Origin of the sequence: Streptomyces sp. NBC_01017, from assembly GCF_045162795.1 — a bacterium.
Taxonomy (GTDB): Bacteria; Actinomycetota; Actinomycetes; order Streptomycetales; family Streptomycetaceae; genus Streptomyces; species Streptomyces machairae.
On the sequence record NZ_CP108683.1, the window covers coordinates 7,879,295 to 7,893,728 of the forward strand.

Genomic DNA, 14,434 nt, shown 5'->3' on the forward strand with positions numbered 1-14,434 from the left:
GGGGAGGCGACGACCTATGTACGGCGCACGATCGGGGAACGAGGAAACGGCGGCAAGGCGGCCCGCACCGCCCGGGAAGGGCGAGAAGGTCGCCGACTGGGCGGACGGACGGCTCGGGCTGTACGCGCTGGCCAAGGCCAACATGCGCAAGGTCTTCCCGGACCACTGGTCCTTCATGCTGGGCGAGGTCTGCCTCTACAGCTTCCTCATCCTGATCCTCACCGGCGTCTACCTCACCCTGTTCTTCGACCCGAGCACCAACGAGGTCGTCTACAACGGCTCGTACGAGCCCCTCAACGGGGTCCTCATGACCCGGGCGTACGAGTCCACGCTCGACATCAGCTTCGACGTGCGCGGCGGGCTGCTGATCCGGCAGATCCACCACTGGGCGGCGCTGGTCTTCGTCACCGGCATGCTCGTGCACATGATGCGGGTGTTCTTCACCGGCGCCTTCCGCAAGCCGCGCGAGCTGAACTGGGTGTTCGGCTGGACCCTGCTGATGCTCGGCATCATCACGGGCCTCACCGGCTACTCCCTCCCCGACGACCTGCTGTCCGGCACCGGCCTGCGGTTCGCGCACGGAGCGATCCTGTCGATCCCGATCGTGGGCACGTACGTGGCGTTCTTCCTCTTCGGCGGGGAGTTCCCCGGCGAGGACTTCATCGCACGCCTCTACCCGGTCCACATCCTGCTGCTGCCCGGCATCATGCTCGGCCTGGTCGTCGCCCATCTGATCCTGGTCTTCTACCACAAGCACACGCAGTACCCGGGCCCCGGCCGCGGCCAGAAGACGGTCGTCGGCATGCCCTTCCTGCCGGTGTACATGGCCAAGGCGGGAGGCTTCTTCTTCCTCGTCTTCGGCGTGCTGACGGTCATGGGCGGCATCGCCAGCATCAACCCGGTGTGGGCCTTCGGGCCCTACCGCCCCGATCTGGTGACCACGGGCGCCCAGCCCGACTGGTATCTCGGCTTCTCCGAGGGCCTGATCCGGGTGATGCCGGGATGGGAGCTCAACGCCTGGGGCCACACCCTGGAACTGGGCGTCTTCATCCCCTTCTCGCTCTTCCCGCTGATCCTGCTCGCGCTCGGCCTGTATCCCTTCATCGAGGCGTGGATCACCGGCGACAAACGCGAGCACCACATCCTCGACCGGCCGCGCAACATGCCCGTGCGCACCGGCCTCGGCGCGGCCTGGCTGAGCCTGTACGCGGTGCTGCTGATCGGCGGCGGCAACGACATCGTGGCCACCCATCTGCATCTGTCGATCAACGCCATCACGTGGTTCGTGCGGATCTCCGTCTTCGTCGTGCCGGTCCTCACCTTCTACGTGACCAAGCGCATCTGTCTCGGGCTGCAGCGCCGGGACCGGGCGAGCGTGCTGCACGGCAGGGAGACGGGCACCATCAAACGGCTCCCGCACGGGGCGTACGTCGAGGTCCACGAGCCTCTGTCGCAGGGGCAGCTGTTCACCCTCACCCAGCACGAGCAGGAGCCGCCGTACGAGATCGGCCCGCTGGTCGACGCAGGCGGCGTCCGGCGCCGGGTCAGCCCGGTCCAGCGGGTACGGGCCCGGCTGGCGCGGGCGATGTTCGGGCCGACGACGCGGATCACCAAGCCGACGGCGGAGGAGTACCGCGAGGTCACCAGCGGCGATCACCACTGAGCACCTCGGCCCTGCACAGGTCCGGGGTGCCCCAGGCGGTGCGCAGAGCGCGGGCCTTGGTCAGCCACAGCGACAGGTCGTACTCCGCCGTGTAGCCGATCGCGCCGTGCAACTGCAGCGCGGTACGGGCGGCGGCGTACGCGGCCTCGCAGGCGGTGACCTTCGCGGCGGCGATGTCGGCGGGCGCCATGGTGAGCGCGGCACCGAAGAGCAGCGGCCGGGCGAACTCCAGGCCGGTCTTCGCGTCCGCCAGCCGGTGCTTCACCGCCTGGAACGAACCTATGGCTGCGCCGAACTGGGTGCGCTGCTTGACGTGGCCGACGGTTCTGTCGAGCAGCGCGAGGCCGACGCCGATGGCTTGAGCGGCGGTGGCTAGACGGGCGTGGGCGAGGGCCTGTGCGGTCGGCGGATCCGGGCTGAGGAGTTCGCCGCCGGGTTCGAGGGGGGTGAGGCGGCGGGCCGGGTCCAGGGAGCGGCGCACCGGGCCATGGCCGGGGGAGAGGTACAGGCCGTCGGGGGTGAGAGCGAGGCGGGTCGTGGCCGCGTCGCCGTCCAGGGCATACGGCGCCTGCCACGCCAGCGTCGCCATGGCCTCGCCCGCCGCCAGCGCGGGCAGGAGCCGCTTGCCGGGGCCGGGGTCGGGCAGTTCGGCGAGCAGTGCCGCCGCCGTGACCGTCTCCACCAGCGGCCCGGGCACGGCATGCCGCCCCAACTCGACGAAGGCGAGGGCGAGTTCGACGGGCCGCGGGCCCAGCCCCTCGTACCCCTCCGGTACCGCGAGCGCGAAGACCCCCGCCTCCGCGATACGGGACCACAGCGCGCGGCCACGCGCATGCTCGCCCCGGCTCCAGTCCCGCACGACCGACGGCGTGCCGGCTGCCGTCAGCATCGAGTCCAGCGAATGGGCGAAGGCCCGCTGCTCGGGGTCGAGGAGAAACCTCATCAGCGGGGTCCTTTCAGCGGTGGGGGCGGTGGTTGGTGGGGGGGTGGGGGGCTGTGGTGGTGGCGATGGTGGTGTTCCCGCTGGGGAATACGGCGCCCCGGCGACTGCGGCGTCGGGAGTGGTGGCTCGCCCGGCGGGAATGCGGTGCGCCCTGGATTTCTGCGGCGCCCTGCCCCCCGCTGCCCGAGGCGCCCCCTTGGCATCGGCGGAGCCTCCCTCATCATCGCCGCCCCTTCGGCAAGCCCAGCAACCGCTCGGCGATGATGTCGCGCTGGATCTCGTTCGTGCCGGCATAGATGGGGCCGGCGAGGGAGAAGACGTAGCGCTCGGACCAGTCGGTGTCGGTCAGTTCGCCTTCGGGGCCCAGGAGGTCGAGGGCCGTTTCGTGCAGGGCGATGTCGTACTCCGACCAGAAGACCTTGTTCAGGCTGGACTCCGGGCCGATGGACTCGCCGTCGAGGAAGCGGGAGGCCGCGGCGAGGGTGAAGAGCTGGTAGGCGCGGGCGCCGATCAGGGCGTCGGCCACGCTGTTCCTCGCGCTCTCCGGGCTGCCCTGGGCCTGCCAGAGGGCGTGCAGGCGGTCGGCGCTCGCCAGGAAACGGCCGGGGGAGCGCAGCATCAGGCCGCGTTCGTTGCCCGCCGTCGACATCGCTATGCGCCAGCCCTGGCCCGGCTCGCCGATCACGTCCTCGTCCGGCACGAACACCTCGTCCAGGAACAGTTCCGCGAAGGCGGGCTTGCCGTCGAGGCGGGCGATGGGGCGGACCGTGACGCCGGGGGCGCGCAGGTCGAACATCAGGTAGGTCAGGCCCTGGTGGGGCTTCGGGGCGTCCGGATCGGTGCGGAACAGGCCGAAGGCGCGATCGGCGAAGGCGGCGCGTGAGGACCACGTCTTCTGGCCGGTCAGCAGCCAGCCGCCCGCCACGCGCGTGGCCCTCGACTTCAGGGACGCCAGGTCCGAGCCCGCCTCCGGCTCCGACCACGCCTGCGCCCAGATCACCTCGCCGGTGGCCATGGGAGGCAGGACCCGGGCGCGTTGCTCCTCGGTGCCGTGGTCGAAGAGGGTCGGGGCGAGGAGGCTGATGCCGTTCTGGTTGACGCGGCCCGGTGCGCCCGCCGCGTAGTACTCCTCCTCGAACAGCAGCCACCGTACGAGCGAGGCGTCCCGGCCGCCGTACGCCGTCGGCCAGTTCACCACCGACCAGCGGTCGGCGGCGAGGTCGGCCTCCCACGCGCGATGCGCCGCGAAGCCCTCCTCGGTCTCCAGGGAAGGGAGCGGATCGGGTGGCACCTGCGCGTGCAGCCAGGCACGGGCCTCGGCGCGGAACGCCTCGTCGGCGCTCGAGTGGGTCAGATCCACCGTCGCCCTCCCTCCCCCGGAGCCCTGCGGCTCTTCCCTAACAAGTGTTTGGTAGGTTAGCGTGCTGCCATGACAAACGTCGAGGCTCCGGCGTACGTTCCCGGGCACGGACTGCTCCGCGGACGCACGGCCGTCGTCACCGCGGCTGCCGGTGCCGGCATCGGCGGGGCGACCGCGCGCCGCTTCCTCGAAGAGGGCGCCCGCGTGCTGATCAGCGACGCGCACGCGCGCCGGCTGAAGGAGTACGAGGCGGAGCTGGCGCGGGAGTTCGAGGGCGCGGTGGCGTCGGCGGTGTGCGATGTCACCGACGAGACGCAGGTGCAGGCACTGTTCGAGACCGCCGTGGCCGAGCACGGCCGGCTCGACGTGGTCGTCAACAACGCGGGCCTCGGCGGGACTTCGCCGCTCGTCGACATGACCGACGAGCAGTGGTCGAAGGTCCTCGACGTGACCTTGAACGGCACGTTCAGATGCACCCGGGCCGCCCTGCGCCGGATGCGGGACACCGGCGGCGTGATCGTCAACAACGCCTCCGTCGTCGGCTGGCGCGCCCAGGCCGGACAGGCGCACTACGCGGCCGCGAAGGCCGGCGTGATGGCGCTGACCCGGTGCGTCGCGATCGAGGCGGCCGAGTACGGGGTGCGGGTCAACGCGGTGGCGCCGAGCCTCGCCATGCACCCGCACCTGGCGAAGGTGACCACGCCCGAGCTGCTGGAGGAACTGACCGCGCGCGAGGCCTTCGGCCGGTACGCCGAGCCCTGGGAGGTGGCCAACGTGATCGTCTTCCTGGCCTCGGAGTACTCCTCGTACATGACGGGCGAGATCGTCTCCGTCAGCAGCCAGCACGCCTAGGACGACAATGGACCCGTGCCGACCAAGAAGAAGCCCCAGGTGACCGCCCCCGGAAAGCCCGCGGCCGCCGCCGCCCAGGCGCGCCGCCGCGAACTCCTCGACACCGCCGCCGAGGTCTTCGCCGAGCAGGGCTACAACGCCACCACCGTACGCAAGATCGCCGACCACGCGGGCATGCTCGCGGGCAGCCTCTACTACCACTTCGACTCCAAGGAGTCGATGCTCGAAGAGATCCTGCGCTCCTTCCTCGACGAGCTGTGGAGCGGCTACGACGCCGTCCTGGAGGCCGAGCCGGCCCCGCGCGAGACGCTGGAGGCGCTGGTCACCGAGTCGTTCCGGGAGATCGACCGGCACCGCGCCGCCGTCGCGATCTACCAGAAGGAGAACCGGCAACTGGTGGCGCAGGAGCGGTTCGCGTTCCTCGCCGATTCGCAGCGCAAGTTCGAGAAGGCGTGGCTGTCCACGCTGGAGCGCGGGGTCGCGGCCGGGGTGTTCCGGTCCGACCTCGACGTCCGGCTCACCTACCGGTTCGTGCGGGACACGGTGTGGGTCGCCGCGTCCTGGTACCGGCCCGGCGGACAGCACACCCCGGAGGAGATCGCCCGGCAGTACCTGTCGATGGTGCTGGACGGGATCGCCGTACGCACATAACCCACTGGTCCCATTGGGGAGTTGTCATGGCCGAGGCCTACATAGTCGAAGCGGTCCGTACGCCCGTGGGGCGGCGCAAAGGAGGGCTCAGCGCGGTCCATCCTGCCGACCTGGGCGCGCATGTGCTGGGGGAGCTGGTGGCGCGCGCGGGCGTGGACCCGGTGGCCGTCGAGGACGTCGTCTTCGGCTGCCTGGACGCCGTCGGGCCGCAGGCCGGGGACATCGCGCGGACCTGCTGGCTGGCGGCGGGGCTGCCCGAGGAGGTGCCGGGGGTGACCGTGGACCGGCAGTGCGGGTCCTCGCAGCAGGCCGTGCACTTCGCGGCGCAGGGCGTGCTGTCCGGCACCCAGGACCTGGTGGTCGCGGGCGGCGTGCAGAACATGTCGATGATCCCCATCGCCTTCGCCACCCGGCAGGCCGCCGAGCCGCTCGGCCTCACGGCGGGCCCCTTCGCGGGCAGCGAGGGCTGGCGGGCGCGGTACGGCGAGAAGCCGGTCAACCAGTTCGCCGGCGCCGAGATGATCGCCGCCAAGTGGGGGATCAGCAGGCAGGACCAGGAGGAGTTCGCGCTGCGCTCGCACCGGCGGGCACTGCGGGCGATCGACGAAGGGCGCTTCGAGCGGGAGGTCGTGCCCTACCGGGACGTCGCCGTCGACGAAGGGCCGCGCCGGGACACGTCCCTGGAGAAGATGGCCGGGCTGAAGCCCGTCATCGACGGCGGCACGGTCACGGCCGCCTGTTCCTCGCAGGTCTCCGACGGCGCGGCGGCGATGCTGCTGGCCTCGGAGCGGGCGGTGCGCGAGCACGGGCTCAGGCCCCGGGCCCGGGTGCACCACCTCTCGGTGCGCGGCGAGGACCCCATCCGCATGCTCACCGCACCCATCCCCGCCACCGCCCACGCCCTGAAGAAGACCGGCCTGTCGATCGACGACATCGACCTCGTGGAGATCAACGAGGCCTTCGCGCCGGTCGTCCTGGCCTGGCTGAAGGAGACCGGCGCCGACCCCGGCAAGGTCAACGTCAACGGCGGCGCCATCGCCCTCGGCCACCCGCTGGGCGCGACCGGCGTGAAGCTGATGACGACCCTCCTGCACGAACTGGAGCGCACGGGCGGCCGGTTCGGGCTTCAGACGATGTGCGAGGGCGGGGGACAGGCCAACGTGACGATCATCGAGCGGCTGTGACCTCAGCCGCCCAGTGAGAAGCCCAGCACCACGCCCGCGGACACCTCCACCATCCCCGGCGCGAGGTCGCCCGCGGAAGCGCCGCCACCGCCGCCGTGCCCGCGGTACTGGCGGAACTCGTACGACTCGGAGTCCACGTCCTGGATGTGCATCACCGTCCCCAGGGGCACGCCGGCGGCCTCCGTGTAGACCTCGGCCTTGCGCCGGGCGGCCGCCACCGCCCGGTGGCGCGCCTCGTCCCGCAGCGCGGGCTTGTCGTGCACGTCGAACTCGACGCCGTCGATGCTGCGGGCGCCGGCCTCCACCGCCTCCACGATGAGCTGCTGGAGGTCGTCCAGCGCCTCGGTCTCGACGACGTACTGGGCCTGGCAGAGGTAGCCGAGGAACTTCCGGGCGCCATTGGCATGGCCGTACTCCGAACTGAGCCTCAGTCGGGAGCCGGAGACCGAGGAGTCCGGTATCCCGTGCCGGCGCAGCACCTCGCGGAGCCTTGTCACGGCGCTGCCGGCCTCGTGGAACGCCTGGCCGGGGGCGGGCTCCAGCACCTCCACCCCCAGCTTCACCCGCACCAGCTGCGGCTCCGCCCGCACGCTGCCCGCGCCAAAAACGCTGAGCCCCCAGGGCTCCTTGATCGTCTCCGTCATGCGGGCATTGAAGCACCGCCCACCGACAGTCCGCTCATGGTTCGCGCGGCCTGGGCCATGATCCGCTCCACCAGTTCGGCGCACGACGGCAGATCGTCGATCACTCCGGCGACCTGCCCGGACGCCATCACCCCCAGATCCGTACGGCCGTCCACCATGGCCGACTTGAGCAGCATCGGGGTGTTGGCGGCGAGCAGGACCTGGCTCCACGTGAGGTCCTTGCCGTGCCGCAGGGCGACGCCGTCGCGGACCAGTTGCCGCCAGGTCAGTCCGGACAGCCGCCGGAAGCCCGCCGCCCGCCGCAGGGCGTGGAAGAGCACGCTCGCGCGGCCGGCGTTCTCCAACTCGGCCACCAGCTCCGTACGCAGCATCCGGTGGGGCAGCCCGTCGACCGCCCGCGTGACCGTGACGTCCCGTACCGTCGCCGCCAGATACCGGGCCTTCACCGCCTCCGGCACCGTCGAGTCCGAGGTCAGCAGGAACCGGGTGCCCATGGCGATGCCGGCCGCCCCGTAGGCCAGCGCGGCGACCAGCCCCCGGCCGTCGTGGAAACCGCCCGCCGCCACCACCGGTATGTCCACGGCGTCGACCACGTGCGGCAGCAGCACCGTCGTCGCCACCTCGCCGGTGTGTCCGCCGCCCTCCCCGCCCTGCACGATCACCGCGTCCGCGCCCCACGCCGCGACCTTCTCGGCATGCCGCCGGGCCCCGATCGAGGGCACGACGACCACGCCCGCGTCCTTCAGCTCGGCGATCAGCTCACGCGACGGCGCGAGAGCGAACGAGGCGACGCGCACCCCCTCCTCGATCATGACGCCGACCCGGTCGCCGGCGTCCGCGGCGTCCGCCCGCAGATTCACGCCGAACGGCGCGTCCGTACGGGACTTGACCTCGCGTATCGCCTCCCGCAGCCGGTCGACGGTCATCGTCGCCGAGGCCAGGATGCCCAGCGCCCCCGCGTTCGCCGTCGCCGAGACCAGGCGGGGGCCCGCCACCCAGCCCATCCCCGTCTGCACGATCGGGTGGCGGACGCCGACGAGCCGGGTCAGCGGTGTCTCCATCACGCACCGACCTCCCTGGCGCGGGTGTTCTCCGGGTCGATCACCTCGCGGATGAGCCGCAGCTCCTCGGCGGTGGGCTCACGGGTCGGCGGTACGTCGTCCGGGACGGCCAGGTCGAAGCCGGTGGCCTCCCTGACCTGCGCCGGTGTGACTCCCGGATGCAGCGAGGCCGCCCGCATCGCGTGGTCCGGCGTGGCGAAGTCGAAGACGCCGAGGTCGGAGACGACACGGGGGATGCGGTGGTACCGGGCGTCGCCCGCGTGGTCGTAGCCGACTCCGCAGACCATGTCGACCTTCTCGACGAAGACCCGCCGGGAATGCCGGGGGATCCAGTAACTGGTCGGATTGTTGAGGGTGTTGACCGGCGCGCCCCGCACCCCCAGCAACTGCCGTTTGGGCCGCTCCCAGTCGCCGATGCACGAGATGTTCTGGTTGCCGAAGCGGTCGATCTGGCTGGCGCCCATCATCACGTGCCGCCTGCCACTGCTGACCAGCGCCAGATGCTGCCGGTAGGGCAGCCAGCCCTCGGTCGTGCCGTCCGGGCGGACGAGCATCGCCTCACCGTCGGTCAGCAGCAGGTCCGGCGCGAAGGTCAGCCGGGCCAGCCGGGCCCCCACGGACGGGATGAGGCCCATCGGGCTCGCCAGGATCTCGCCGGCGTCCCGCCAGGCCTCGGCGCAGGCGATCACGCAGTACTCGGCGCGGGTGGCCCGAGCCACCGCCTGACTCATGTCGCCGCGTTGACTCATGTCCCCTCCTTGACCGCCGCCTGGTACGCCTGCTCGTCCCCGCCCAGGAAGCGCGCCGCGAACTCCGGCCAGGGGGTGGTCGCGTACGTCTTCTGGAAGGCCTCGTCCCGGCCGTAGTCGGGGGCGCAGGACGTGAAGTGCGCGCCGTTCGGGGCCTCGACCACGCCTGTCACCGTGTGCCGCTTGATCAGCAGCGACTGCGGTGGCGCCTCCTTCGTCAACTCGGCCGTGTCGACGATCCGTTCGCAGGAGACGTATGCCGTGTCCGCCGCCGCGCAGAACAGGTCGTCGAAGTACGGGTCGGGGCCCAGATACTGACCGTTGCCCAGCCGGTCGGCGCGGTTCACATGGACCAGGGCCGCGTCCAGGCGCAGGGCGGGCATGGCGACGAACGTCTCCCCGTCGTCGTACGGCGAAGTCACCGTGCGCAGGCCGGGGTTGACCCGCATCACGTCCGAGCCGGTCCCGGCCCGCACCGGCAGGAACGGCAGCCGGTTCGCCGCCGCGTGCAGGCCCCACATGAACATGGCCTCGTCGATCTCCGTCAGCTCGAAGGCGCCGCCCTCGCGTGCCGCCCGGTAGTGCGGTTCGAGGGGGACCGAGTCGAGGGTCACGAAAGCCGCCACCAGCTTCCGAATCCGTCCGGCCGCGGCCAGCATGCCCACGTCCGGACCGCCGTACGAGACGACAGTGAGGTCGGTGATGCCGGACCGGAGCAGGGCCCTGACCAGGGCCATCGGTTTGCGGCGCGAGCCCCAGCCGCCGATGCCGAGGGTCATGCCGCTCCGCAGCCTTGAGACGACCTCGTCGGCGGTCATCGTCTTGTCACTCACCTACGCACCCTTCTCTCCGAAGGTGTCACGGACCCGGTCGGCCAGCCCACTGAGGTTGGCCTCGAAGGTGAATCCCTGCTCGAAGCGGTAGCTGCGGTGCACGTCGACGGGGTCGATGCCGTTGATGGCGGCCTTGGCCAGGCGCAGCAGCTGCCCGTCCTTCGCCGCGATCTCGCCGGCCAACTCCAGTGCGGCGGCATGCAGTTCCGCGCGCGGTACGACCCGCCACACCGAGCCGTGCGCGTGCAGCTCGGCCGCGGTCGCCGTGCGCGAGGTGTAGTACAGCGCGCGCATCAGGTGCTGGGGGACCAGCCGGGCCAGATGCGTGGCCGCGCCCAGTGCCCCCCGGTCCAGCTCGGGCAGTCCGAAGGTGGCGTCCTCGCTCGCCACGATCGCGTCCGCGTTGCCCACCAGGCCGATGCCGCCGCCCAGGCAGAAGCCGTGCACCGCCGCCACGACGGGCACCTCGCAGTCGTACACGGCGCCGAAGGCCTGCGCGCAGGCGTGGTTGGCGCCGATCAGCGCACGGTGCCCGTCCTGCTGTATCTCCTTGATGTCCACGCCCGCGTTGAACCCGCGGCCCTCGGCCGTGAGGACGACACACCGGGTGTCCGGATCGCGGCCGGCCGCGCGCACGGCGTCGGCCAGGGCGAACCAGCCGTCCACCGGCAGGGCGTTCACCGGCGGGAAGTCGACCGTGACGACGGCGATCCCATTCTTCTCCGCCCCCTTTTCCGGAGACGAGGTGGAGACACTCATGGCCGCATCAGCTACCTTTCCACCAAACGTTTGTTAGGTGAAGGGTAGCCGGGAATGGGGCTGGACGGGAAGGTCGTGGTCGTCACCGGAGGTACGCGCGGTGTCGGCGCCGGGATTGCGAGGACGTTCGTGGAGGCCGGCGCGGACGTCGTCGTCTGCGCACGCAGACCACCCGAAGTCCCGCTCCCAGGGGCCGAGTTCAGGGCGCTCGACCTCCGTGACCCGGAAGCCGTACAGGCCTTCTTCGCGGCCCTGCCCCGCCTCGACGTCCTGGTCAACAACGCGGGTGGCACGCCGTACCGGAGGTTGACGGACGCGGATGCCGTCCGGCACGCGCGCGTGATCGAGCTGAACCTCGTCGCGCCGCTGACGGCGTCCCTGGCCGCGTACGAGCATCTGAAGCGGGTGCGGGGCTCGGTGGTGATGATCGGCAGCGTCAGCGGCGGCCGCCCGTCGCCCGGGTCGGCCGCGTACGGGGCCGCCAAGGCCGGACTGGAGAGCCTGGCCCGCTCGATGGCGGTGGAGTGGGCGCCGGAGGTACGGGTCAACACGCTGGTCGTCGGCATGGTCCGCACGGAGCAGTCCCACCTCCACTACGGAGGCGAGGACGGCATCGCCGGCGTCTCCCGCACCGTCCCGCTGGGGCGCCTCGCCGAACCGTCCGACATCGGCGCGGCCGCCGCCTTCCTCGCCTCCGACGCCGCCGCCTACATCAGCGGGGCGAGCCTGCTCGTGCACGGCGGGGGCGAGCGGCCGGTGTTCCTGGATGCCGCGACGGTCAACAAGGAGGCACGAACGTGAAGGGAGGCCTGACATGAGCCGGATATGTGAGGGACGGGTCGTCGCCGTGACGGGTGGCGGGCGCGGGCTCGGGCGTGCGCATGCTCTTGCGTTCGCTGCCGCGGGGGCCAAGGTGGTCGTCAATGACCTTGGTGTGGGGCTCGACGGGGCGATGGTGGGTGGGGGCTCGGGCGGGAAGGCTGCCGATGGAGCGCCGCGTTCGCAAGGAGCCCTTCACGGCTCGCCCGAGGAGGCGGCCGGCGGCAGCCCGGCCGGAGTGGCGGCCGGCGGCGGTCCGGCCGGGGGCGTGGTGGTCGGCGGCAGCCCTGCCCAGCACGTGGTCGACGAGATCCGCGCGGCGGGCGGTGAGGCGGTGGCGCACGGGGGTGACGTGGCGACCAGCGCCGGGGCGGCGTCGCTGGTGGCGGCCGCGTTGGAGACGTACGGGCGGCTCGACACGCTCGTCAACAACGCCGGGTTCCTGCGCGACCGGATGCTGGTCAACCTCGACGAGGACGACTGGGACGCCGTCGTACGCGTCCACCTCAAGGGTCATTTCCTCCCCCTGAAGCACGCGTCCGCGCACTGGCGGGCGGAGGCGAAGGCGGGCCGTTCCCCTGTCGCCCGGATCGTCAACACAAGCAGTGGGGCGGGGTTGTCGGGCTCGCTCGGGCAGGGCAACTACAGCGCCGCGAAGGCCGGAATCGTCGGGCTGACCCTGGTCGCGGCGGCCGAGCTCGCCCGCTACGGCGTCCAGGTCAACGCGATCGCCCCGGCGGCGCGCACGCGGATGACGGAGCGTGCCTTCGCCGAGTCGATGACGGCCCCCGAGGCCGGCTTCGACGCCATGGCTCCGGAGAACGTCTCCCCGTTGGTCGTGTGGCTGGGTTCGGCGGCGAGTGACGGGGTGACGGGGAGGGTGTTCGAGGTGGAGGGCGGGCGGATCACGGTGATGGAGGGATGGCGGGCGGGGCCGACGGTGGACAAGGGGGCGCGGTGGACCCCGGAGGAGGCGGGGGAGGTGGCGGTGAAGCTGTTGGGGGAGGCAGGGGTGCCGGGGGCGGTGTACGGGGCGTGAGGTTTTCTTCGCCCGCAGCGCTACGTGTCGCACTCCAACACCGTCCTGCACAACCCGCACCGCGCCCGAACCCTCCCTTGCACCGGCACGCGAATCCGCTGCTGACACGTGGGACACGGGAACGACACCCGTAGCGGCCCCCGCCCATCCGGCGTGAACTCGTACGGCACCCCGGACCCGGGCCCGGCCCCGTGCTGGTCCTGGGCGTGACGCCGATCGCGGGCGTAGCGGCGCCGCCCCGCCCACCCCGCCGCCGTCAGCGGAGGCTGCTGCTCGTCGCGGCGGGCCTCGGCCATGCCCTTCCCGTACGCCGTGTACGCCTGCGGACTCGTGAACCACACCGACGGATCCTCGCCGAAGACCAGCGCCCGCTTGGCGAGGACGTACCCGAACTCCTCCGGCGTCAGATACCCCAGCTTCTGCGAGGACGCCGAGTCCTCCCGGTAGGCGTCGAGAAGCAGCCAGCCCGCGCCGAGATACGTCGTCGCCGTGTCCGTGAGGATCTCGTTGTCGCGCGTGCCGGAGAAGGACAGCCCGAGGCGATGCAGGTACACGTGCATCACCTCATGGGCCAGGGCCGCCCCGATGTCCCGGCGATGGGTGCGGAAACGGTCGTTCAGCTCGATGAAGTACTCGGGCCCGGCGGCGAGTTCGACGCTCGCCGCGTGCGTCATCTCCCGGAAGCTGACGATCAGACGGGCGTCCGGCAGGCGGTAGTGCCGCACCAGTTCGCGGGCCACCCGCTGCGCACCGAGATACAGATCGTCCGTGTCGCAGAACGCCACATCGGCCGGTACCACACTGGTCCCGAACGTCTGGACGGTGTCGTAGGAAAGCCGCCTGTAGAGCGCGGTGATCGAGGCCCGCACCGTCTCCAGGTGCGGGAAGCCGTGCTGGACCGGTCCGCCGTTCGCCACGCCCGTACCCCCAAGACGCCTTGAACCCGATTCCACTCTACGGGGATGTGAGGGGATTTTCCCTGGCGGGGTTCCACGCCCGGGGCGTGAGATCCGTCCTTGCCAGACATGCCACCTGATCTTCATACTGCGGGCCGCTCAACACGCCATGAAAGGACGTATGTTGACCCACAGCTCGCCGAAGAGAAGCGGCATAACCCTGGCGAAGAGGGCCGCGGCGGTGGCTGCCGTCGCGCTCGCGGTCGCCTCCCTCCAGCCCCTCAGCGCGCAGGCCGCGTCCACCCGCATCGTCGGTGGAACGCCCGCCGCGCAGAATGAGTTCCCGTTCATGGTCCATCTCTCGATGGGCTGCGGCGGGGCGCTCTACAAGAAGGACGTCGTCCTGACCGCGGCCCACTGCATGGAGGGCTCCGGCAACAACACCCGCATCACCGTCACCGCGGGTGCCAACGACATCACCTCCGGCTCCGCGATCAAGGTCAAGTCGACCAAGGTCAAGGTGGCCCCGGGCTACGACGGCACCGGCAAGGACTGGGCGCTGATCAAGCTCGCCCGGCCCATCGACAAGCCGACGCTGAAGATCGCCACCACGGACCGCTACAACCGCGGCATGTTCACGATCGCCGGCTGGGGTGACACCAAGGAGGGAGCCAACACGGGCACGACCAAGCTCCGCAAGGCGACCGTCCCCTTCGTCGCCGACCGCGTGTGCAAGCGGCACTACGGAAACCGGCTGGTGTCGAAGGAGGAACTGTGCGCCGGCTATCAGCGCGGCGCCATCGACACCTGCCAGGGCGACTCCGGCGGCCCCATGTTCCGCAAGGACGACGCCGGCAAGTGGCTCCAGGTCGGCATCGTCAGCTGGGGCGACGGCTGCGCCCGGCCCGGCGTGCCCGGCATCTACACCGAGGTCAGCCACTTCGCGAAGGACATCGCCCGCGCGGCGGACGCGCTGTAGGC

At 71.4% G+C, this 14,434-nt stretch carries 15 protein-coding genes; 7 read left to right on the forward strand and 8 right to left on the reverse strand.

Annotated features, from left to right (window positions below; all coding sequences use genetic code 11):
- Nucleotides 1–16: 16 nt before the first annotated feature.
- Nucleotides 17–1,663 carry a cytochrome bc complex cytochrome b subunit gene (locus tag OG331_RS36140; protein ID WP_406204296.1) on the forward strand — a complete coding sequence of 549 codons (1,647 nt, stop codon included), beginning with the start codon at nucleotides 17–19 and terminating at the stop codon, nucleotides 1,661–1,663.
- On the opposite strand, the gene OG331_RS36145 is transcribed toward OG331_RS36140, so the two are convergent.
- Nucleotides 1,641–2,606, reverse strand: a complete 966-nt coding sequence (locus OG331_RS36145; protein ID WP_406204298.1) for an acyl-CoA dehydrogenase family protein — start codon at nucleotides 2,604–2,606, stop codon at nucleotides 1,641–1,643. The genes OG331_RS36140 and OG331_RS36145 overlap by 23 nt on opposite strands.
- Before the next feature lie 220 nt (nucleotides 2,607–2,826).
- Nucleotides 2,827–3,966 (reverse strand): acyl-CoA dehydrogenase family protein, encoded by a 1,140-nt coding sequence (locus tag OG331_RS36150; RefSeq protein WP_406204301.1) that lies wholly within the window; start codon nucleotides 3,964–3,966, stop codon nucleotides 2,827–2,829.
- Nucleotides 3,967–4,035: 69 nt separating this feature from the next.
- Here OG331_RS36150 and OG331_RS36155 point away from each other — a divergent pair, with 69 nt between their 5' ends.
- From OG331_RS36155 to OG331_RS36165, 3 genes are read left to right on the forward strand one after another with little or no spacing between them, the layout of a single operon-like run.
- On the forward strand, nucleotides 4,036–4,818 hold the full coding sequence (locus OG331_RS36155) for an SDR family oxidoreductase (protein WP_406204304.1): 783 nt from the start codon (nucleotides 4,036–4,038) through the stop codon (nucleotides 4,816–4,818).
- Between the two features lie 15 nt (nucleotides 4,819–4,833).
- Nucleotides 4,834–5,469, forward strand: coding sequence for a TetR/AcrR family transcriptional regulator (locus OG331_RS36160; protein WP_406204307.1), 636 nt, complete (start codon nucleotides 4,834–4,836; stop codon nucleotides 5,467–5,469).
- A 26-nt stretch (nucleotides 5,470–5,495) separates the two neighbouring features.
- The gene (locus tag OG331_RS36165; protein WP_406204310.1) at nucleotides 5,496–6,653 is read left to right on the forward strand and encodes an acetyl-CoA C-acetyltransferase; all 1,158 of its coding nucleotides are present in this window, start codon (nucleotides 5,496–5,498) and stop codon (nucleotides 6,651–6,653) included.
- Between the two features lie 2 nt (nucleotides 6,654–6,655).
- On the opposite strand, the gene OG331_RS36170 is transcribed toward OG331_RS36165, so the two are convergent.
- Genes OG331_RS36170 through OG331_RS36190 form a run of 5 tightly spaced genes read right to left on the reverse strand, consistent with a single transcriptional unit; the run spans nucleotide 6,656 to nucleotide 10,699 of the window.
- A complete protein-coding gene (locus OG331_RS36170) occupies nucleotides 6,656–7,297 on the reverse strand; it encodes an SIMPL domain-containing protein (RefSeq protein WP_406204312.1) in 642 nt (213 codons plus the stop codon).
- Complete coding sequence (locus OG331_RS36175; protein ID WP_406210520.1) at nucleotides 7,294–8,358, reverse strand: NAD(P)H-dependent flavin oxidoreductase; 1,065 nt, start codon at nucleotides 8,356–8,358, stop codon at nucleotides 7,294–7,296. Before OG331_RS36175 ends, OG331_RS36170 begins: the two co-directional genes overlap by 4 nt.
- Complete coding sequence (locus OG331_RS36180) at nucleotides 8,358–9,107, reverse strand: CoA-transferase subunit beta (protein WP_406204315.1); 750 nt, start codon at nucleotides 9,105–9,107, stop codon at nucleotides 8,358–8,360. The genes OG331_RS36175 and OG331_RS36180 overlap by 1 nt, the downstream gene beginning before the upstream one ends.
- Complete coding sequence (locus tag OG331_RS36185; protein ID WP_406204317.1) at nucleotides 9,104–9,940, reverse strand: CoA transferase subunit A; 837 nt, start codon at nucleotides 9,938–9,940, stop codon at nucleotides 9,104–9,106. The genes OG331_RS36180 and OG331_RS36185 overlap by 4 nt, the downstream gene beginning before the upstream one ends.
- Nucleotides 9,941–10,699, reverse strand: a complete 759-nt coding sequence (locus OG331_RS36190) for an enoyl-CoA hydratase family protein (RefSeq protein WP_406204320.1) — start codon at nucleotides 10,697–10,699, stop codon at nucleotides 9,941–9,943.
- A 54-nt stretch (nucleotides 10,700–10,753) separates the two neighbouring features.
- Between OG331_RS36190 and OG331_RS36195 the strand changes: the two genes are divergently transcribed.
- Both OG331_RS36195 and OG331_RS36200 read left to right on the forward strand, forming a co-directional pair.
- Nucleotides 10,754–11,500: an SDR family oxidoreductase gene (locus OG331_RS36195; protein WP_406204322.1), complete on the forward strand. Its 747-nt coding sequence runs from the start codon at nucleotides 10,754–10,756 to the stop codon at nucleotides 11,498–11,500.
- Between the two features lie 13 nt (nucleotides 11,501–11,513).
- Entirely contained in the window at nucleotides 11,514–12,557 is a 1,044-nt protein-coding gene (locus tag OG331_RS36200) for an SDR family oxidoreductase (protein ID WP_406204325.1), read from the forward strand.
- Nucleotides 12,558–12,577: 20 nt separating this feature from the next.
- Here the strand turns inward: OG331_RS36200 and OG331_RS36205 are convergent, their stop codons facing one another.
- On the reverse strand, nucleotides 12,578–13,474 hold the full coding sequence (locus tag OG331_RS36205) for a hypothetical protein (protein WP_406204328.1): 897 nt from the start codon (nucleotides 13,472–13,474) through the stop codon (nucleotides 12,578–12,580).
- Between the two features lie 160 nt (nucleotides 13,475–13,634).
- Between OG331_RS36205 and OG331_RS36210 the strand changes: the two genes are divergently transcribed.
- Nucleotides 13,635–14,432: a S1 family peptidase gene (locus OG331_RS36210; RefSeq protein WP_406204331.1), complete on the forward strand. Its 798-nt coding sequence runs from the start codon at nucleotides 13,635–13,637 to the stop codon at nucleotides 14,430–14,432.
- Nucleotides 14,433–14,434: the final 2 nt, after the last annotated feature.